The sequence below is a fragment of the Devosia epidermidihirudinis genome (assembly GCF_000971295.1).
Lineage (GTDB): Bacteria > Pseudomonadota > Alphaproteobacteria > Rhizobiales > Devosiaceae > Devosia > Devosia epidermidihirudinis.
Genome location: NZ_LANJ01000016.1, coordinates 370,958 through 389,717 on the forward strand (window position 1 = coordinate 370,958; position 18,760 = coordinate 389,717).

The following is an 18,760-nucleotide window of genomic DNA, read 5'->3' on the forward strand; positions in this document are numbered from 1 at the left end:
GAATATTTCAGCTCAAAGGGGCTGCGCTGACGCCCTCCGCGGGGCTCTCATTCTCATGGAGGGGCCGGCAGGAGTACTCGTCATTCGGAAGCTATGACCGTTGATCTGTTAGTTTAGATCGTGGAGATCAGAGATGCTTCTTAGCGGATGAAACCAATAAGAAAGGGGCGGCGACACTTCTGATTGTTTCGGCCGCCGCGCTTCACTACGCAGATTGGTGCCGCGGCGATGCTTGGTTAGAGCCCCCAAGTTCTGGTTTCGGCAGCGGCTTCCTGGCTCATGACCCTGAACTCTGGCTCGGCGCTGTATCGCTGCACCAGTTCGGCATTGGGAAGGTCATTGCCCTCGACTTTGTCGACGATCTCGCTGGCGGACAGTCCCCGGCCGCTCCATCGCTGCATCAACCGCGCCCTCAGGTCATCGGCAGCGGTGTGAATCCAGATCGTGGTATCAAAATAGGGCAAGAGGCCCTGCCAGTGGCCAATTTGGTAGAGCAGATAGTTGCCCTCGACAATGATATGGCGCGCGCCCTGGGGGAAAATCGCTGCACTGCCCCTCGATATCTCAAGAGTACGGTCGAAGACGGGAGCGGCGATTTCGGGCTCTGAATTGGCCCTAAGGCGAGCCAGCATTGCGATGAGGCCACCCAGGTCGAACGTGTCTGGCGCTCCTTTGCGAGGCAGTAGCCCCCGGGCGAGAAGCACGCCGTCGTCGTAATGAAAGCCGTCCATCTGCATAACGACCGCCGACCCTGGCGTTTCGCGGTTCAGAGCCTCCACAAGCCTCATGCTCATGGTCGACTTTCCCGTGGCCGGGGCCCCAGCGATGGCGGTAAGGCTGCGAACGTGCGCCCCGCGTGCAGCAACCACGCGCGTTATTTCATCGAATGCCACTGTCGTCGTCATGCGTCAGCCTTGGGAATAGCAAATGGTATTGTTCAGAGTTCGTGGGCGGCCCACCGCACCATGCGCACCATCAGGTCGGCATAGTGGGGCCAGCTGAGGAAGTCACTGGAAAGCCAGTGGGGCCCAATATCGGTCATCCAGGCGATTGAACGACCCGAGCCAACCGTACGTGCTGCGAGCAGGGGATGGATCTGGTTCCGGTGATGGACGCGCGCGATATATCTGCCTCCCGGTGCATGGCGGGGCACCGTGATGTTCATGCCGAGAACCGGAGGCCAATTGGCCGGCAAACCGGCGACGATGGCATGGTCCGGATCGGTGACTTCCGCGGTGAGCCCCTCTGGCGCCTCAATGCCATCTGCGTAAGGCAGGCATTCTACGGGCAGGCATTCCTCGACGGCAGTTCGGTGAAATCGGGCCGAGCCATCCATTCCCTGAAAACTGCAATAGCCGCCAGCCATGATCAGCCCACCCCCGCCCTGTACCCAGTCGCGGAGGACATTGAGCCGGTTTACCCCCGGATTGCCCTTGCGGGTTTCGGGGGTGATCAGCAGGGACGAAGCACCAATGTCGGACAAGACGACAACCGAATAGCGGTCCAGTTCTGCTGCCGAGAATGGAAATTCGGCCTCGCAACGCTCCCCGCCCAGTTGCTCGACCTCGATGCCGGACTGATTGAGCGCGGCGATGAAAGGACGGGCACCGTTGCGAATCTCCCAACTACTGCCCACATCCCCGCCCTTGGCAGCAAAGGATGTGACAGCAAAAGTTTCGCCAGCGAGCAGAATTGGTTTCATTGGAAGACCTGGGGTTAGGCGATGGATTGGCGGCGCCAGTAGTTGGGAGGCTATGGCGCCGCCAGCGCTGGCTAGAACTTGAACTCGTCAACGTTCGCCGGCGTCACGATCTCTGCAGGTCCGAGGACGACTTCGCCACCCGCAGCGATCGTATATTCGCCCAGCCGGCCGGCCTTGAAGGTTTCGCCTTCCTTGCCGGTGATGGCGCAAGATGCCACGGCCTGGGCTGCATAATATGTGAGGTAGCCAAGGTCCTTGACGTTCCACCAGATATCCTGGACCGAGCCGTCCTCGATGTACTTCTTGATCAGAGTCGCCGGAGCAAGGCCGGTCAGCTTGACCTGACCGAGCATGCTTGCCTGCTCCAATGCACGGGCGGCAGCGGGAAGTCCGATGCCGGCGGGTACGATAATCCCTTTGAGGTCTGGGAAGGCTTGCGCCAGCGCCAGTGCCTGCTGCTGATTGACCTGTTCGCTTTCCTCGCCATAGGAAACCTGAACCAGTTTCATGTCAGCATATTTGGAGTCAGAGGCCAGTTTCGACTTAATAAGGTCGATCCAGGCGTTCTGGTTGGCCGCCGTGGGCGTGGACGACAGGATGGCAAAGTCGCCTTTGTAGCGAATGAGCTGGCCCATGGACTCCAGCATCATTTCGGCGAGACTGTCGCCTTTGGCCTGATTGAGGAAGAGCGTCCGGGCATCGGGGGCAACGTCGGAGTCATAGGAGACAACATGGACGCCCTGGTCCATGGCGCGCTTCAATGCTGGGGCAACTGCATTGGCATCATTGGCGGAAATGGCGATGACGCCGACCTGCTGGGACACCAGATTGTTGATGAATTCGATCTGGGCTTCCGCGGTTGCAGCGGATGGAGCCTGCTTGATCGCCTTGCCGCCGATCTCCGCCGCTGCCTCATCTGCGCCGGTCTGGGCGACCTGGAAATAGGGGTCAGTATCGAGCTTGGGCAAGAAGCCGACCGTGACTGGTGCTGTGGCACATTGCGGAGCGGCCATGGCGACCGTCGATATGGCGGCAAGACTGGTCGCCGCGAGCAGCGTTCCGATCATTTTCAAAGACATGAATTCCTCCTGTTTATTCACTTCCAGGGCCTGTTAGCGACGGATCGCAACGAGCAGATGCCTGGACTTCACCTGCGGGTATGGGAGTATGAGAAAGCCGAGCGGACGCGCTCGAAGACTTGGCGCGCGGCGTTGCTGGCCAGCAGCGAGCCGATCAGCAGCAGGCCGATGACGGAGCCCTGTGCGTCACCGCCGATTTGCAGCAGGCCGAGCACATTGCGTATGGTGGCGACCAGCAACAGCGCCCACAGCACGCCAGTCAGCCGTCCTTTGCCGCCGAAGACACTGAGCCCACCAAGCAAGGCAATGGTGATGACGTCGAGCTCCAGCCCTACGGCATTGTTGGCGCGGGCATTGGCAAGACGAGCAGCGTATACCAGGCCGGCAATGGCGCAGACGGCGCCAGAGGTGACGAACAGCATGAAGACTGTGCGTTCAATGCGGACCCCGGAATAGCGCGCCGCCGCAGGACTACCACCGATGGCATAGATGCGTCGCCCTGCAGGCATCTTCTGCAACACGATGGCAAAGACTGGCGCCAGTATGAGGAACGGCACGATGGTCCATGGAATGGGCGTGCCCGGGACGTTGCCAATACCGAAATCAAGGAAGGCGTTGGGGAAGGCATTGATCGAGCCCGAGCCGAGCACGATGTAGCCGAGCCCCCGGAACATCGCCATGGTGGCGAGCGTGACCACCAGTGATGGCAGCGCAAGGCGGGTGACCAGGGCGCCGTTGAAGGCGCCGCAGAGCCCCCCAGCCACAATGGTGAGGGCGATGGCTGGAAACATTGGCATACCAGCCTGGATCAACAGGCCGAAGCAGACGCTGCTCAGGGCAAGAATGCTGGCGACGGACAGGTCAATTTCGCGAGCGATAATTAGCAGCACCATTGGCAAGACGATGAGCGCGCGTTCCGATGCCCCGGCGATGGCCTGGGAAATGTTGAACGAGGTAAGGAAATTGGGCACGAACAAGCAGGCATAGGCGATGACGAGGATCGTCAGCACAGCCAGGAAATTATCCCAATTGGCGAAGCGGGCGAGGTTGTTTTGAGCTGGTGCGAACATCAGTGGCTCCTCAATCGGGCATTGGCAGCGCGGTGCGCAACAAGGGCGTCGATGCCCACAGCGATGAGGATGACGAGGCCGTAAATGCCTTGCAGCCAGAGGGGATCGACGCGGACAAGTGTCAGGCCATTACGAATGACCAGAAGCGTGATGGCCCCAAGCGCCACGCCCAGAATGGTGCCGGACCCGCCGCGCAGGGCGACCCCGCCAACCACAACGGCTGCAATGACGTTGAGTTCGAACCCATAGGCAACGCGCGCATCCACCGTGGCATAGCGCGAAGCCCACAGGGCACCTGTGAAGCCGGCCAGTGCGCCCGCCGTAACAAAGGCCATAAAGACGCGCCGCTGCACCGGAATGCCGATCAGCTTTGCGCCTTCAGGGTTGGAACCAACGGCGAAGAGTTCGCGGCAAGCGGGCAGGGACCGCAGCGCCCATGCAATAGCCGCCAGTGTCGCTATTGAAATCAGCAGGATGGCCGGAATGCCCAACAGGTTGACGCTGGTCAAATCCAGCCAGGACTGTGGCACCTGGTCGGCACTGATTTGCTTGCCGCCCGCCCAAAGGCTGTTGATGCCGCGGAACACGGTCATGGTGCCCAGCGTGACCACGATGGCGGGCACGTTGCCATAGGCAATGACCAGGCCATTAACGACGCCACAGACGATGCCGATTCCGATGGCCAGCGCCAATGCGCCAAAGACCCCGATCTCGGGTGCAACATGCAGGGTGGATGCCGCGCCATAGGCCGCCAACCCGATGACGGCGGCGACGGACAGGTCGATGCTGCGCGTCAACATCACCAGCATCTGGCCAACAGCCACGATCATGATAAGCGCCGCATCCATGGCCAGAGCGGACAGGTTGGCCGGACTGATCATGCGTGGATTGATCGCCACGATCGGCAGGGCCACAGCGACGATGGCGGCGACCAGACCAAATTCCCGGCGGGCGAAAATCCGCTGTATCAGGCCTGTATTTTCAATGCTGCTCTCATTGTCGGCGGGGCGGGCGGCGGTTGCCGATGTGAGGTCGGCGGCACTGGTGGCGGCCGTCACGATCTGCGCCTGGGTTGTCGTGCCGCCTTCGAACTCGCCGGCGAAATTGCCTTCACGCAGCACGATGATGCGGTCGCACATGCCCAGAAGTTCCGGCAGTTCCGAGGAGATCAGGATGATCGCTAGGCCCTGGGCAGCCAATTCGGCGATCATTGCATGCACATCGCCCTTAGTTTGCACGTCAATGCCCTGAGTGGGCTCATCAAGAATGAGGATATGGGGATTGGTCGCCAGCCATTTGGACAGCACGACCTTTTGCTGATTGCCGCCAGACAATGTGCTGACGGCCTGATCATAGCTGCCATAGCGCAGCCGAAGCCGATCCAGATGGGGCTCCACAAGTCCCAGTTCGGCCTGCCGGGATATCAATCCGCCGTGCGTAACTTTGTCGAGAATGGTCAGGGAAGCATTGGTGAGAATGGAAAAATCCATCACCAGGCTCTGGCCCATGCGGTCTTCGGATACATAGGCGATGCCGCTCGCCATCGCGTCCTTGGCCGAGGCGAAGCTGGTGGGACGACCAGCCAGTTCGATTGTGCCCGTGCTGGGTTGATCTATACCGAACAGGACGCGTGCAATTTCGGTGCGTCCGCTGCCGACCAGGCCACCAAAGCCGAGTATCTCACCAGCTTTGAGGTCAAAGGAAATATCGTTGAATGCGCCAGTGCGCGACAAGCCAGTGACGCGGAGGACCGTGTCGCCATGAACATTGTTATGCTCGGGATAGAGGCTGCTGATCTCGCGACCGGCCATCATTTCAATGGCCTTGGAGCGGCTGAGCTCGCTGGCTTTTGCGGTGCCGATAAGGCGCCCGTCGCGCAAGACCGTAATTCTATCGGCCACGCGGAACACTTCGTCCATGCGGTGACCGACAAACATCATGGCGACGCCCTGCCGCCGCAACTCATCGACAACCTTGAGTAACCGCTCCACCTCGCGCTGCGATAGCGCCGCCGTCGGCTCGTCCATGATCAGGACTTTGGCGTCGAGCGAGAGCGCCCTGGCGATTTCGACGAGTTGCTGTTCGGATGTGCGCAGGGTGGATAATTGCGTATCGGGTGCGCAATCGAGCCCCACGAGCTTGAGCAGGCGCTGGGCCTCGCGCTCACGGCCGGCATAGTCGATGGTCATCCGTGGCGTTCCGCTCGCGACATGACCGATGAACAGGTTTTCCGCCACGGACAGATCGGGAAACAGTCCCGGATGCTGATGCATCACCGCAATGCCGGCGGCCTGGGCACTCAGCGGTGTCGTGAAATGTTGCGGCTGCCCGTCGACCAAGATGGCCCCAAGGTCAGGTTGGTGCACCCCTGCCAACAGTTTGACGCAGGTACTTTTCCCTGCGCCATTTTCGCCCAACAAGGCGAGAACTTCCCCGGCCCGCAGTTCAATTGAAACGTCCGCAATGGCGAGCGTCCCACCGAATGCCTTGGTGACACCGATCAGTGCAGCGCGGACGCTCGGCTCGTCCGGAGACAGGCTTGAGCCAGGTCCGCTGGCGATTGCTTCAATCATGCATTCCTCCCGGCCGCGTTGGGGCCAGATGCTCGCAAGAACCGCCACCTCCATGGCTGGGCCTTGATTAATCATTAATTAAAGCATATTGCTATAATAAAAGGCCGGAGGGAGTCAACGGTCTAACGAGCGATAAAAAGTCAACGAATGGATCGCGGCAAAATCCGGAGCCGGATCCAGTCAGGGCAACACTTTGGAATTGTTAAGAGGATGTGTAAGAGAGAGCGTTCCGCGTCGAACAGAACGCTTGGGGGATATGAGGAATGGCTGGCAGTAAGGGCAGTAACTCGGTCCAGGTTCGGCACTACAACGAACGTGTTGTGTTGCAGGCGATCCGCCGTTCCGGGGAAGCCTCCAAGGCCGAGATTGCCCGCTTTGCTCACCTGACCCCGCCGGCGGTTGCGACAATTGTTGATGCGCTGGCCGCTGCGGGTCTGGTTCAAGAAAATGGCAAGCGCTTCGGCGGCAAGGGACAACCTTCGGTCATGTACGGCCTTGCGCCCAATGGCGCGTTTTCGATTGGCCTGCATATCGGCCGCCGCTCGCTCGATGCAATTGTTCTCGATTTTGCCGGCTCAATCGCCGATTCCGAGACGCACGAATATGATCATCCAACACCTAGCCAGACGGCACAGATCGCTAATGCTGCAATTGCCCGTTTCCGCAAAAATCTGGGCGCTGAGCGCTGTAAGCGACTGATCGGCGTCGGTGTCTCGGCGCCCTATTTCATCGGCGGTTGGGACAACGAGCTGGGATTTCCGCTCGAGGTTCGCGAAGCCTGGAAAATGACCGATATTCGCACCGGTTTTCTCGAAACCGGTGGCCTGCCCATCATGGTGGAAAATGACGCCTCGGCGGCCGCACTGGCTGAGCTGGTCTATGGCATCGGCAAGACGACATCGGACTTCCTGCACATCTCGCTCAGCACCTTTGTTGGCGGCGGACTGGTTCTGGATGGGACGTTGCAGACCGGTCCGAACGGCAATACCGCGGCTATCGGGCCAATTCCGGTGATGCCATCAAAGCTCAATTCAGTGCCAGCTCCAGTCGGAGCCTTTGAGGTGCTGCTGCACCGCGCCTCGATCTTTACCTTGATCCAGCATCTGCGCTTCAACGGCTTCGACATCAGTCGGGTTCGCGATCTGGAGCCAATGCCTGCTACTGCTGCGGCGCTCACTCAGGAGTGGCAGGACGACTGTGCTGACGCCTTGGCACAGGCCATCGTCAGCTGCATCGCGGTGATCGACGTGGATGCCATCGTGATCGACGGTATCCTGCCGCCAGCTCTGCTGGTCGACACGGTCGAGCGCACCCGCCAACGCTTTGCGAGGGTACTGCCCGCCGGTCTGGTCGCCCCCCACATCACGGCGGGTTGTATTGGTAACAAGGCTTCGGCGACGGGTGCTGCCCTGCTGCAAATCTACTCCATGTTCGGTCCCGACACCGGCGTGTTGCTGAAAAAAGCCAATGACAAGAAACCGCTGATGGTAGGGTCAGCGCCGTAAACCCCACGCGTGCAAAGCAGCAATTGCCTGCGCGGTGCGATATGAGCCCAACAAGGGATGGGGCAGCGTTTGATGCGCGATGGCCCAAAAGCAGCCAGTCAGCAAGCCGTCGCATTCGGGCCGTCTGAGTTGCGACCAATTCACTCTGATCCAGACCCTACCCAAACGGGACGGACTGCTGAGCCGCAAGGTCTACCCTGTCATTCCGCCCAAAGTGGTATGTCGTTTTTCCCCACTTGGGCACAGCCTCCTTGTGCTGGTGACTGGCATCTGATGGGTAGGCACTGAGCTGGCGTGACTAAACCGAGGCCAGCTCGTGGGACTGGCGCATGACTTGTTCAGTGATCTTCGGGTCCACGGTGATTTTTGTTCTATTGTCGAACTTTCCTGGCCGTCCCCAGTATGTTGGTGTGACCCAGTCGGAAGATAGCACGGCTTTGACCAGATTGCTCGCCGACTCCGGGACGGAATTATACACCAGCGGCTCCGCAATTCTTCCGAGCAGCTGCATGAACCCAGGAGCCGCCCGCATGATGTCAGTACGCGCAGTGCCGGCATTGATAACACCTACCTTGAAGCGCGGTTCGAGTTCAGCGAGGCGGGCGGCATAGTGTAGGTTGGCGGCATTTATCTGCGGACTATCGCGAGTGAAGCGGAAGTCGTTAAAGAGCGGAAAATGCTCAGGCTGGATGTTCGTGTTCATCGCCACCTTGGCGGTCATCATGAGGACGCGCGGCTGAGGAGCGCGACGCAGTGCGGGCAGCAGGAGCTGCGTAAGATGGTACCGGCTCAAGTAATTGACCGCAAACATGGCGTTCAGACCATCAGCGGTTCTGGGATTGTCTATGGCGAGAACACCAGTCGTATGAACGAGCGCGTCGAATTGGTCATAGTCAGCGAGCAGGCGGGTTGCGGTACCAACGACGCCTGCGTGGCTAGATAGATCAGCAGCGATAAACCGGGCACGGTTGGCAGAGTGTCCGAAGGAGCTCAGGGCGTTCTGCCCCTTGACCGCACTGCGACCGATAAGAACCAGAGTGGCTCCGCTCTCGAGGAGCCGCCGCGAAGCCTCAAGGCCAATACCACTGTTGCCGCCGGCGACCAAGATGGTGGTCATTCGTGTTCTCCTTGTGGGCTATATCCCTCGCCACATTCGCCTGAGCGGCGTGAAGCTCATCACTCAAACAAACAGGAAGGACGACCTTGGTATCAAATTCGACGTTACGAACTATTTGTTCGTGACAATGTGCTAGCCGGCGATTAATTCTGCAAGAACGCACTTTTTAATTTGGTGCGATCAGAAATGTTCGTGTTCCAAGGTGCAGAATGGCCAAGCTCCCCGACTCTCCGAACTTTACACCGGAGACCATTGAGGCCTGCCGGATTGTCGTGGAAATACTCGATCGCGTTGGCGACAAATGGACTGTGCTGGTGGTCTGGGTGCTCTCGGAGGGACCGATGCGGTTCAATGCGGTGCAGCGCAGCATTCCAGGTCTGTCGCACCGCATGCTGACGCTGACGCTGCGCGGATTGGAGCGTGACGGTCTGGTCAAGCGACGGATCTACCCCACGAGTCCACCCAAAGTGGAATACGAATTGACTGCTTTTGGGCAGTCGCTGCGGGATCCCTTGAGCGTGCTGGCCAGTTGGGCAATGGATAACAAGGGAACAATTCTAACGGCCCGCGAGCGCTTCGACACCAAGGCCGACCAATAGGGCGTCTTGCCCGCAAATTGGAACCGAGCAGTCGCTCCTGCTGGCGGAAGGGAAGCGACGGAAACACTACCGGTTAAACCGTACCCTGGCCCTCGATATCCGCTGTTCACAATTGAGCGTCCGCCGAGCGAATTCAACACGGCGCGCATCCCGCGGCTCAGGCGAGGATTGTCGAAGGTAAGCGGCCCCTTGGTTTCCCCTTCCAAACTTTCCGCGCGGCCGCAAAACTCCCAGCGATAGATCACTCCAGTCGGCATCTTTAAAACTGGCTACAGCGCTGGTTCAAAAGATCAGCGGGGAGACGTAATTTGCGGTGCCGAAGCAAGACAGGTCGGAGAGCCTACAGCGACGCTTAGCCGAAAACTGCCTGGCTTGGTCAAGATGACCTCCTGCAGCGGCTCGGCGCCGGAAGTGTTCGCCCTGATGTTTGGCCCAAGACTAAAACTTCAAATTTCAACGCGTGTTTGATTGTCTCGCAAAGAGCTATGCGCAACTACCATTGACGGAATCCTCTAACGAGCGCGGTGCAGTCAGGACCCAATGTCAGTTTTTGGGAAATCGAGGGTTGGTGCTGGACGGCTGGAATGGGCGCAAAATCGGCCGCTGGGCAACTTGCACGAACTGGAACCCTCCAAATGCTTCGCTTGGATCGCTTCCGGCGCTCGTTCTACTCTGTCTGCAGCATCGCCACCTCCGGCACGCCTTCCTGAGCGCCTCCTGTCGCACCCGACACGATTCTAACGTGTTGCCTTGCCTGAGGAGGGGCAGCGCGTTCTCCATGCCAGGGCACAACTTCAACTTAGCCCGTTGCACGCAGGCGCGGCTTTCGGTAGGTTGCGCCCGTTCAGCCGGGGTCCGCCCCGCGTGACGGATGCACCCGTAGCTCAGCTGGATAGAGCGCTGCCCTCCGAAGGCAGAGGCCACACGTTCGAATCGTGTCGGGTGCGCCAACTTTACCGTTATATTTCAATGAGTTATGGCGCTTCGCGCGAGCCTAATTTCGCCAGTGGCAAGCTGCTCGTAAGCAGTAGAGTTCACTTTAGTACGAGTTGAATGACGCTAACGGGTGCAATTTTCCGTTGGATTCATTCATTTCCTGCGGAAGCGGTCGCGCGGTGATGCTGCCGCGCTGCTGAGCACTGCCCCCGTGGGCAGCGGTCGGACTCGTGGTTCATCAGCGGGTTTGGACCAGTACGAACTGACGATCTCTGTCCAGTCTAGGGGCCTGCCCGCGAGGTTCGTAGCTTCCCTCGCTTGAAGGGTTCATGTCGACGGTTCAGCCGCTCATATCTACGCCATTGCCGAGTGTAAGGGATTGATAATGCAACATTATCGGTCATTATTATTGGCCGACAGGCGGGGCGGATAGGTGGCATTATTGTGGTACTAAGCGCCGCTGCGTGTTAGACTGTCCACATGAAACCGCGCGCTGATTTGCTGGTTATCGATCCTCCGCTTGTGCCCAAAGCGCCGGTGTGGGCGCGACCGCGTGGCTTGGTTTTGCATGACGTCGACGCTGCCTACCTTGCCGGTTCAGCCTTGAATTCCTTGGACAATCTGGTGCGCAGTGACGTTTCCTGGGTCGGTGTCTAGCGCCAGCGCCTAGCCCTTAAATCTGCTGCAGCCGCCGTCCAACTGCTCGGCCGACCGGAGGATGAATCCGCCCTGCGGGACGCCCTGCTTTTACGCACGCCTGGAGACGATCCGGGCCTTGCAGGAAGGATACTTTCCGCTTGGCGTCGGCTGGCTGGCCGCACGACGCGGCTGGACGCGGAAGCTGTCCGCGCGGTCGCCGTTGAGCTGGGGGTGAAATGGGACGATGATCTCGGGGACGTTGTCGATAACGCCGAAGATCTGGTGACCTCAGGCCGACCGGCGCCAGTCCTGGCCGCTGAGATCGCAGCCGAGCTGTATCGCGCCCGGCCGGATGCGGAACACCTGGCCTTCTGGCTGGCCGATCTCGTATTGGCGGCGAAATTTCGCTGGCCGGTGCCTGTGCCGCTGCTGATCGGCCAGGTGAACACGTCGGGATTCAAATCCGGTGAGCCGCGCCGGCGCATTCGGCCGGGAGGCGAAGGCTGGGGCAAGGCGGTGCTGCGCGCCTATGCCCAGGCCGCGGCCGAGGCCTGTGATCTCGGCGACGACATCGCCAGACGGGCTGCGTTGCTCGTTAAGGTGGCGCCAAAGCTGCGCGCCAAGGGCTCGGCCGACGTAGTGAAGTTGCTGCTTGATGAAGATGCGCTGCCAGCGTCGTGGTCGAGCGCAAAACTGTCGGCACGCGGCGGCTGTTCGATAGGTTGCAGGATCTGGGTGCCGTGCGCGAGTTCAGCGGCCGACCGACCTTCCGGCTATATGGGTTGTGACGATGGCCAAGCGCGCGAAACAAGCCGAAAGCCGACCAGACGAAGGTCTGTTCGATGCGGAGCTTGCCGAACTGCCGCCCGAAGCGCGTTGGGGGGAGTGGATGAACCGTGTGGAAGCAGTGCTGTTCGCAGCGCCGCAGCCGGTCGAACGCGAGGCCTTGGCGCGGATCGTCGGACGCGATGTAAGCATCGATCACTTAATCGAGGACATTCGCGAAAGCCTGCGGGGCAAGCCTTATGAGGTGGTCAATGTCGCAGGCGGGTGGGCGTTTCGTACGCGGCTGGCCTACGCCCAGGCGATCAAGACGTCGACGGTCGGGCTGGAGCGCCGGCTGGAGCTGACGCAGACGGAACTGATGGTGCTGGTATCGATCGCCTATCACCAGCCCACTACGCGGGCAGGGGTGTCCGAGATCCTGGGGCGAGAGATATCGCGAGATATCATTGGTCAATTGCGGGACAAGGAGATGATTTCAGCCGGTCCCCGCAGTCCGACGCCTGGCGCACCGTTCACCTATGTGACGACCAGGCAGTTTTTGGCGCACTTTAGCCTGAACACTCTGCGCGATCTGCCGGACATAGAGGCCCTGCAGGATGCAGGGCTACTCAAGAGCGATGCCGGCGTTCAGGACGTGACCAAGGCTCATGTCGTGTCGTCATTTGTCGATGAAAGCCAATTTTATCGACTAGTCCGAGTTGCCTAACGTTCGAGCTTGCTGCCGCTGGGTAGCCGAGGACAATCAAGCCCGGCTATCGCATCAGGGCGGCGCCATCAAATCGCGCAAACCAGCGCATGGCAACAACAGCCGCCGCAGGTTTGATGGTAGGGAGCAAAGATTGCCGGCGCACCTCGTGGAGGCGGATGCAACGTCTTTGCCGATGCCCTCGCTCTGGATGGTATCCGTCCCAGTCCACGCATTCCGCGCCCAGATCAAGGTCGAGTACCGAAGCATGACGGTGGCCCAGCCCCACTAACCCGCGAGGCCTTCAATCAGCGTGCGTTGCTCGGCGTGCTTATCCGCATTGTTCTTTTTTAGCTTTTCAAGGTTCTGCAGCTTCCATCTCACGGCCGGGAGATTGGTGGCCTGCGGCAGTCCTATAGCGTCAAAATCTGGCTCGCCATCATGGAGTGAAAGCAGAAACTTCATTGCTGGTCCATCCATCTTGGCCAGGATGTCTGCGAACAGTTTGGTGCGGGTTTCTTCGAGCTCGGCCACGGAAATGGGACCTGCGGTCATGCCCTCGAACTCGGCGACGAAGCGCTCTTCCAAGGGCTGCGGGGCCGGGCGCAACAATTCATGCGGCGGCCTTGCAGAGCTTGCCACGTAAATAAGGAAGGTGCGGAAAAGGGCAGGGGTCAGCCCCTCGTTTTCGTAGAGCAGTTTGATATCGAAGAGGTCGCGAGGGTGTTGGCGGTCTGTCGCGGCGTGCAGCTTGCCGCCGTACAGATCTTCGAATGCGACAACGGGCATTTCAGCGAAACCGAAACGATCCTGCACGGCGTCACTGACGGCCATCAATGTTGGTTGGTGCACGGTGCCACGCGCGACAGGCGACGTCTCGACCTTAATGATGGCGCCGCGCTGGCGGACAATTATGCGCGTGTCATTGTCGCCGCCACCTGCGGTGCGCTGTGCTTGCGCGTCAGGCATCGTCTTCACGATGTCCGCAAGAATGACGTCGAGTGTGGAGTCGATCTTCGCCAAGCTTGTCGCCCGGTCTTCGATCGGCAGGTAGGTGAGGTCTATGTCGACCGACAGTCGCGGTAGGTCGCGATAGAAGAGGTTGATGGCCGTTCCGCCTTTCAGGGCGAAGACGTTATGCTTTGCGATCAAGGGCAGGCATGCGACGAGAAGCCGTACCTGGTCCTCGTAAGCCTCACGCGCCATCTTGTCCCTCCGTCCCCACAAACTCCGCAGGTAGCGTTATGCGGTAACGCTTGTGCAGCTTGCCCCCTTTAACCAGCATGCGGTCGCCGCTGCCGAGGTCGATAGCACTTTCATCGATATATTTGCGCCATGCATGCGCGTGCCGGTCCGCGAAGACGAAAAACAGGCGTTTGGTTTTGATGCTGCGGCACATCTGCAAAAGCTGCATGATCAGTTTCGGGCGGAGGTTGCCCATCGATTGGAAGAGCATGTCGAGATTGTGAAAGCTCTCGTGGTTAGGGGTTTCGTCGATGGTCTCCAGAAGTGCGCGCTCCGGTGAAGACATCGCTAACGGCCAATCCCACGGGCTCGCTGTCAGGTCTGGAGAGCCATTCTCGAGCGAAAAGTCCGTGTTCTCGACCCCCGTTTTTGAGTCTTGGAAGAGCGAGCGCTGGCGGACGACGATCTCAGCGGTTAGGTCGAGCTTTGAAAGCCAGGACGGGGGGGCACCGTGCAAATAGAGTTTGCGGCGTCCCGACATGCGTACGTAGTGCGTGAAGCCATGAAGCTCCAGCGCCGATGTTGCGGCGACGTGGAATTTGAAATGCATAAGCCATAGCGCGGAGAGGACCGGTATCTTCCAGTCGCGCTCTGCGCCGGGACTGCCCCCTAGTGTGAACGGCCGACGATACAGGCCCTGTAGGGGGCGCTCAAGCCAGCCCGCTTGCACATAGGACTGTGCGAGTTGCCTGTAGATTCCATGCTCTTCCAGCCAAGGGGAATCCACAAGGAATCCTGGTGGTACGGTGTCGAGCAGGTTCTTTAGCTTGGTGCTGTTACGTCCAGTCATGTTGGACAATATAGCGCTTTCTTAAAGTCGTTGCAAAATGTCGCTTTATCAGTAGTCAAATATGTCTAGTTCCACTGGACATGGGTTCATGCATTCAAAGTAGCTAAAGTTTGTAAACAGAGTAATATGAGCCTGTGCAAAGCCCTGGCTTCTAACCAAGCCATGTTCTGGGTCGGTGGCGAGTGAGCTATGGATACGCCGACCGGACGCTCACCGTCCCCTATCGTGTGCTCCAAACGCGATGCAAACATATCGTCGATAAATGTAGAGAGCTGGACCTGTCGCCTTGTATGTTGATCTGCCGACTTCCGGTTTGTGAAATCGTGCGCCTGCCAAGAGCCAGAAGATACAGCCGTGATGCTCGTGCAAGGTCGATTGATCAAGATCGCCTATACCGGTAACCGATGAGTTGCGTTGCCTGACGAATGATTCGATTTGTTATTGCCCGGCCTGCCACGACGATTCGCTAACGCGAAGTAATTGCGAGGTCGAATTCCGGGACTTGCTGCGGACGATTTGGCCTTGGAGCTTTCATTCGACTCTACGAAGATAAGGCAGGCGACCATCGACTTCAAAGTTGCGAAGCGAGCGCTGGGTGATGAACTTGCTCGTGCGTTTCAGAGTTTGGTCTGCGATATGAACGACGCTATGTACCTGAAGGAATTACCGGAGAGCCCCAGCGTTATGCTCAATGATGGCGGCGTCAGGTTGAGTTTTCTGCTCCGGGGAGATGCGTTCCTTGATGCGTTTCCAGTTTCGGACGCCGTCGTGAATCTTGAAAACTGGGGTGAAGTTCACCGACTCAAGCTGGTGAACATACACAATGCTGGCCAGGTGCTGATATGACCGACCTAAACTGGGCATCACCACCCGGAGAAACCATCGCCCGCGTGATGGCAAATCGAGAGATCGACGCGTCGGATCTTGCGGATGCGCTCGGACTGTCCAGCGACGAGTTCGATAATCTGCTTTCAGGCTACCGAAGGCTTTCAGGCAAGGACGCTGAAATCCTAGCTGACAATCTGGGATCGACACCTCGGTTCTGGTTGGCGCGGGATAGTGCCTACGTGGTGGATAGCGCGAGGCTAGAGGAAGCCGCAAAACCCGCCACTGAGGCATCCTGGCTGGAATCGATGCCGACCGCTTCGATGCGCAAGCTGGGGTGGCTGACCCACACAGGTAAGTCGAAAGGGAAGCTTAGGGATGAGCTTCTTGATTTCTTCGGCTGCGCCTCGATACAGCAATGGGGGACTCGCTACTCCTCGGGCGTTGGTGCCGTTGCCTTCCGGACATCGATGTCTTTGGCATCCGACGGTATGGCCACGCTCGTGTGGCTGCGTGCCGGGGAGCGTCTAGCCGCAGATCGAACGACAGCGAAGTTTGATCGGGCAGCCTTTGAGACGCAGGTCCCAGAGTTGAAGCGCCTTGCGGTTTTCAAAAGTCCCGCCGCAATCCTTGAGAGATTAGTGCCCGCCTGCGCCGCAGCTGGCGTAGTCGTCGTCACAGCGAAAACTCCTGATGGCTGTCGAGCCAGCGGTGCATCCTGGTTTGACCCTGAGGGCCGACCAGTCATCCTGCTGAGCTTCCGGCACCTCGCAGAAGACCACTTCTGGTTCACCTTTTTCCACGAAACTGGCCACGTGCTTCTTCATGGTGCCAGCCACATCGACGGCGAGGGTGCAACGATGGGGGCTGACACTGCCGTTCAGGAAGATGAGGCCAACGCATTTGCGCAAGACATTTTGTTCCCCGATGAACGCATGGATGACCTATTGTCGGGTAGCCTCCGGCCGAAAGCGATAATTGCCGCAGCCAAGGCTGCACGCATTACGCCGGGCGTCATCGTAGGTCAGCTGGAAAAAAGAGGCATAGTTGACCACGGTAAGCTCTCGTTCCTCAAAAACAGGTACCGCTGGTCGGACAGTCCTTACGTCCCTGACCTCATCGCTTAACCGCTGAAATAGACGTAGTGGTTGGGGCTTTTCTGCCAGTTGCAAAGACTGTCCTCGAGCACCTGCTTGCCTACGTGCAGGGTGTCATCGAGCCTATCCACGACGGCCTCAATTTGCTTTCGCGACATTGCCGCGGCTCCCGGTGCTTGGACGAGGAGCTTGGCTCCTGAGAAGGGGCCCGTCGCGCCCGACATGTGGACGCTGTCGGCGTCGATGGGCGCGAGCTGAAGCTTACCAACCATGGTGAGGAAGTCGAAGTTCCCCAGCCGGCCGAACCCGTAGACAGGTGCCATCGATCGATAGAGTGCCGGGAACACGACTGTTGGCTGCTGTCCGACCTTGAGGTGGATGTTGCGGATCTTCGTGTTGAAATCGCCGTCGGCAATAAGCCAGTCGTAAAATGTCGAAAAGACGAGGCCGATCTTGTCGGGCTTTTTGCTCTGGTATTGACGGTGATTAGAGAAGCGGCCAGAGATTTTGGGGTCCGCGAGATCGGCTTGGTGCGCCTGCAGCATTGCGTCGAATGCCGCGGGCTGGCGAGCATACTCTGCAAAATTCCAAGTCGGCCCCGATCCAAATGATCCCATGACATTGGAAGCGAGTTTCCATGCGTCCTCAACATGCTTGCCGAAGTGGGTCGCGACGAACGTCATCCATACGGCTTCGTCGAGGTCACCATTCTGACCGAGCAATGCGGCGCCCTTCAATGGATCAAAGAGACTGGAATTGGGATCGATGCGGCCAGGATCGATGGCTCTCGCTTGCATGTTCCTGATATATTCGATCCGCCGAAGGCTTGAGATCATCTGCTGCACAAACGTGTCCCGAGCGCTGAGCTGGACGATCCCGGGCAGGGCGCCATGCTGTGCTTCAAAGGCCGCGAGCCCGGCCATCAGCGCTGTGTACTGATCTCTATGAGCGCCATTAGTCGTTTGCATCGTCTTCAGTCTCGGTTTCGGGGAAAAGCGGCAGCGTTGTGCCGCCACTGGAAGATTTCTTTGCGATTTTATCCAGGATGTAGAGGCTGAAGCCTGGGAAGGAAAGCTGGCCTAGCAATGGCTTCGTATCCCGATCGGGAGCGAATTTCCCTATGGCATAAAACCGAAGAAGGATGATGATGTCGTTCCAATAAGGGTCGAGTCCCGCCGGTGGCACGTAATCGAGCTCACCCGCACGAAGTCGGCGTTCCGCATCAAGGACGACTGCAATCGCCGGCCAAGGATCCCCTTTCGGCATCGGCGGCATCGGCCTGATGTCGTGAAATCCCTCATCGACGAATTTTCGAGCCATCGTTCTAGAAGGTAATTTATCGGTATCGTCGTAGAGATGGAGACTGGCCACCGAATGCTGATAACTACCCACTTCGACATCGAGCTCACGTGCCGCGATTTCCTGCATCATCGTGAATGCGAATATGTCGTGCGGAAAACCGAGGACAACGTCATTCGAACGCATGTGAACGTGTAGGTGTAGGAGCTTCTTTCGGATCACGAAATGGAGCGTGCAGGTGCAAGGGATGTCCTTGCTTTTCTTTTCACCGTCTTCGTTTGCGTAAATCTGAATAATGGCGTTGCGAGATCCCTCTCGCTCGCGGAGGGTGCCGATGATCCGCTGCCACTGATCCTTATACTTTTCCGTAACACGCCCTCTGTCGGCGGCGAAAATCCTCGCGCCGTACGCACCGTTCAAGGTTTCCTTATCGTCGGAAAACTCGTGGTACCCATCGATATAGTATTGGATCTGTTCGAGCGCATTGCTCCCTGACAGATACCAAAGGCATTCTCCCAGGGCGCTGAAGACTCTCGATCGAGATTTTGACCTACTAAGGCGCGCTCGAGGGTCTGTCAGCTCAAGCAGCGCTCCAAACGCTTCAGTGCTGTAGCCCTTTCGGGAATTGACCTTGGTGTTTCCTCGGCTGCGGGACAACAACCGAGCGAAAACAGCCCGCATCAAGTCATCGAGGTTGGACGCTGTGTGGTGGAACACGATGTTCTCAATCAAATCAATTGAGGCCAAGCTGCCAGCAATCTCCGTAATACAGCAAGTGCCGTTTGGGATTGTCAGGAAGAAAAACGCTTGAAC

At 58.7% G+C, this 18,760-nt stretch carries 15 protein-coding genes, 1 tRNA gene and 1 pseudogene; 7 read left to right on the forward strand and 10 right to left on the reverse strand.

The features are described from left to right. Window positions 1-236: 236 nt before the first annotated feature. From WH87_RS10125 to WH87_RS10145, 5 genes are all read right to left on the reverse strand, one after another. Window positions 237-794: a nucleoside/nucleotide kinase family protein gene (locus tag WH87_RS10125; protein ID WP_156458187.1), complete on the reverse strand. Its 558-nt coding sequence runs from the start codon at window positions 792-794 to the stop codon at window positions 237-239. A 143-nt stretch (window positions 795-937) separates the two neighbouring features. Beyond that, window positions 938-1,702, reverse strand: a complete 765-nt coding sequence (locus WH87_RS10130; RefSeq protein WP_046139254.1) for a glutamine amidotransferase — start codon at window positions 1,700-1,702, stop codon at window positions 938-940. Window positions 1,703-1,773: 71 nt separating this feature from the next. Further along, entirely contained in the window at window positions 1,774-2,781 is a 1,008-nt protein-coding gene (locus WH87_RS10135; protein ID WP_046139784.1) for a rhamnose ABC transporter substrate-binding protein, read from the reverse strand. A 68-nt stretch (window positions 2,782-2,849) separates the two neighbouring features. Then, window positions 2,850-3,851 carry an ABC transporter permease gene (locus tag WH87_RS10140; protein ID WP_046139253.1) on the reverse strand — a complete coding sequence of 334 codons (1,002 nt, stop codon included), beginning with the start codon at window positions 3,849-3,851 and terminating at the stop codon, window positions 2,850-2,852. Then, window positions 3,851-6,424, reverse strand: a complete 2,574-nt coding sequence (locus WH87_RS10145; protein WP_046139783.1) for an ATP-binding cassette domain-containing protein — start codon at window positions 6,422-6,424, stop codon at window positions 3,851-3,853. Before WH87_RS10145 ends, WH87_RS10140 begins: the two co-directional genes overlap by 1 nt. Window positions 6,425-6,687: 263 nt before the next feature. Here WH87_RS10145 and WH87_RS10150 point away from each other — a divergent pair, with 263 nt between their 5' ends. After that, window positions 6,688-7,929 carry an ROK family transcriptional regulator gene (locus tag WH87_RS10150; RefSeq protein WP_046139252.1) on the forward strand — a complete coding sequence of 414 codons (1,242 nt, stop codon included), beginning with the start codon at window positions 6,688-6,690 and terminating at the stop codon, window positions 7,927-7,929. Between the two features lie 298 nt (window positions 7,930-8,227). Here WH87_RS10150 and WH87_RS19015 read toward each other — a convergent pair whose 3' ends face one another. Continuing rightward, a complete protein-coding gene (locus WH87_RS19015) occupies window positions 8,228-9,046 on the reverse strand; it encodes an SDR family NAD(P)-dependent oxidoreductase (protein ID WP_052726446.1) in 819 nt (272 codons plus the stop codon). A 209-nt stretch (window positions 9,047-9,255) separates the two neighbouring features. Here WH87_RS19015 and WH87_RS10160 point away from each other — a divergent pair, with 209 nt between their 5' ends. The 4 genes and pseudogenes from WH87_RS10160 to scpB all read left to right on the forward strand — a co-directional run bounded on the left by WH87_RS10160 (window position 9,256) and on the right by scpB (window position 12,712). Beyond that, the gene (locus WH87_RS10160) at window positions 9,256-9,645 is read left to right on the forward strand and encodes a winged helix-turn-helix transcriptional regulator (protein ID WP_046139251.1); all 390 of its coding nucleotides are present in this window, start codon (window positions 9,256-9,258) and stop codon (window positions 9,643-9,645) included. 873 nt (window positions 9,646-10,518) lie between these two features. Beyond that, window positions 10,519-10,595 (forward strand) — tRNA-Arg (locus tag WH87_RS10165). A 466-nt stretch (window positions 10,596-11,061) separates the two neighbouring features. Next, window positions 11,062-12,008 (forward strand): annotated as a pseudogene (locus WH87_RS10170) (DUF1403 family protein). 2 nt (window positions 12,009-12,010) lie between these two features. Further along, window positions 12,011-12,712 carry an SMC-Scp complex subunit ScpB gene (gene scpB, locus WH87_RS10175; RefSeq protein WP_046139250.1) on the forward strand — a complete coding sequence of 234 codons (702 nt, stop codon included), beginning with the start codon at window positions 12,011-12,013 and terminating at the stop codon, window positions 12,710-12,712. Window positions 12,713-12,979: 267 nt separating this feature from the next. On the opposite strand, the gene WH87_RS10180 is transcribed toward scpB, so the two are convergent. Beyond that, on the reverse strand, window positions 12,980-13,897 hold the full coding sequence (locus WH87_RS10180; protein WP_046139249.1) for a nucleotidyl transferase AbiEii/AbiGii toxin family protein: 918 nt from the start codon (window positions 13,895-13,897) through the stop codon (window positions 12,980-12,982). Continuing rightward, window positions 13,887-14,726 (reverse strand): type IV toxin-antitoxin system AbiEi family antitoxin domain-containing protein, encoded by an 840-nt coding sequence (locus WH87_RS10185; protein ID WP_046139248.1) that lies wholly within the window; start codon window positions 14,724-14,726, stop codon window positions 13,887-13,889. Before WH87_RS10185 ends, WH87_RS10180 begins: the two co-directional genes overlap by 11 nt. Before the next feature lie 522 nt (window positions 14,727-15,248). On the opposite strand from WH87_RS10185, the gene WH87_RS10190 reads away from it, so the two are divergent. Continuing rightward, the gene (locus WH87_RS10190; protein ID WP_156458188.1) at window positions 15,249-15,572 is read left to right on the forward strand and encodes a hypothetical protein; all 324 of its coding nucleotides are present in this window, start codon (window positions 15,249-15,251) and stop codon (window positions 15,570-15,572) included. Then, on the forward strand, window positions 15,569-16,678 hold the full coding sequence (locus WH87_RS10195; RefSeq protein ID WP_046139246.1) for an ImmA/IrrE family metallo-endopeptidase: 1,110 nt from the start codon (window positions 15,569-15,571) through the stop codon (window positions 16,676-16,678). Before WH87_RS10190 ends, WH87_RS10195 begins: the two co-directional genes overlap by 4 nt. On the opposite strand, the gene WH87_RS10200 is transcribed toward WH87_RS10195, so the two are convergent. Beyond that, window positions 16,675-17,616, reverse strand: coding sequence for an alpha-glutamyl/putrescinyl thymine pyrophosphorylase clade 3 protein (locus tag WH87_RS10200; protein WP_046139245.1), 942 nt, complete (start codon window positions 17,614-17,616; stop codon window positions 16,675-16,677). The two genes, WH87_RS10195 and WH87_RS10200, sit on opposite strands and share 4 nt — an antisense overlap. Further along, the gene (locus WH87_RS10205) at window positions 17,603-18,694 is read right to left on the reverse strand and encodes a thymidylate synthase (protein WP_156458189.1); all 1,092 of its coding nucleotides are present in this window, start codon (window positions 18,692-18,694) and stop codon (window positions 17,603-17,605) included. The genes WH87_RS10200 and WH87_RS10205 overlap by 14 nt, the downstream gene beginning before the upstream one ends. Window positions 18,695-18,760: the final 66 nt, after the last annotated feature.

Coding starts and splice junctions, on each gene's coding strand:
- scpB (WP_046139250.1), top strand. CDS start 12,011: ATGGCCAAGCGCGCGAAACAAGCCGAAAGCCGACCAGACGAAGGTCTG.
- WH87_RS10130 (WP_046139254.1), bottom strand. CDS start 1,702: ATGAAACCAATTCTGCTCGCTGGCGAAACTTTTGCTGTCACATCCTTT.
- WH87_RS10185 (WP_046139248.1), bottom strand. CDS start 14,726: ATGACTGGACGTAACAGCACCAAGCTAAAGAACCTGCTCGACACCGTA.
- WH87_RS10145 (WP_046139783.1), bottom strand. CDS start 6,424: ATGATTGAAGCAATCGCCAGCGGACCTGGCTCAAGCCTGTCTCCGGAC.
- WH87_RS10195 (WP_046139246.1), top strand. CDS start 15,569: ATGACCGACCTAAACTGGGCATCACCACCCGGAGAAACCATCGCCCGC.
- WH87_RS10135 (WP_046139784.1), bottom strand. CDS start 2,781: ATGTCTTTGAAAATGATCGGAACGCTGCTCGCGGCGACCAGTCTTGCC.
- WH87_RS10140 (WP_046139253.1), bottom strand. CDS start 3,851: ATGTTCGCACCAGCTCAAAACAACCTCGCCCGCTTCGCCAATTGGGAT.
- WH87_RS10125 (WP_156458187.1), bottom strand. CDS start 794: ATGAGCATGAGGCTTGTGGAGGCTCTGAACCGCGAAACGCCAGGGTCG.
- WH87_RS10160 (WP_046139251.1), top strand. CDS start 9,256: ATGGCCAAGCTCCCCGACTCTCCGAACTTTACACCGGAGACCATTGAG.
- WH87_RS10200 (WP_046139245.1), bottom strand. CDS start 17,616: ATGCAAACGACTAATGGCGCTCATAGAGATCAGTACACAGCGCTGATG.
- WH87_RS10150 (WP_046139252.1), top strand. CDS start 6,688: ATGGCTGGCAGTAAGGGCAGTAACTCGGTCCAGGTTCGGCACTACAAC.
- WH87_RS10180 (WP_046139249.1), bottom strand. CDS start 13,897: ATGGCGCGTGAGGCTTACGAGGACCAGGTACGGCTTCTCGTCGCATGC.
- WH87_RS19015 (WP_052726446.1), bottom strand. CDS start 9,046: ATGACCACCATCTTGGTCGCCGGCGGCAACAGTGGTATTGGCCTTGAG.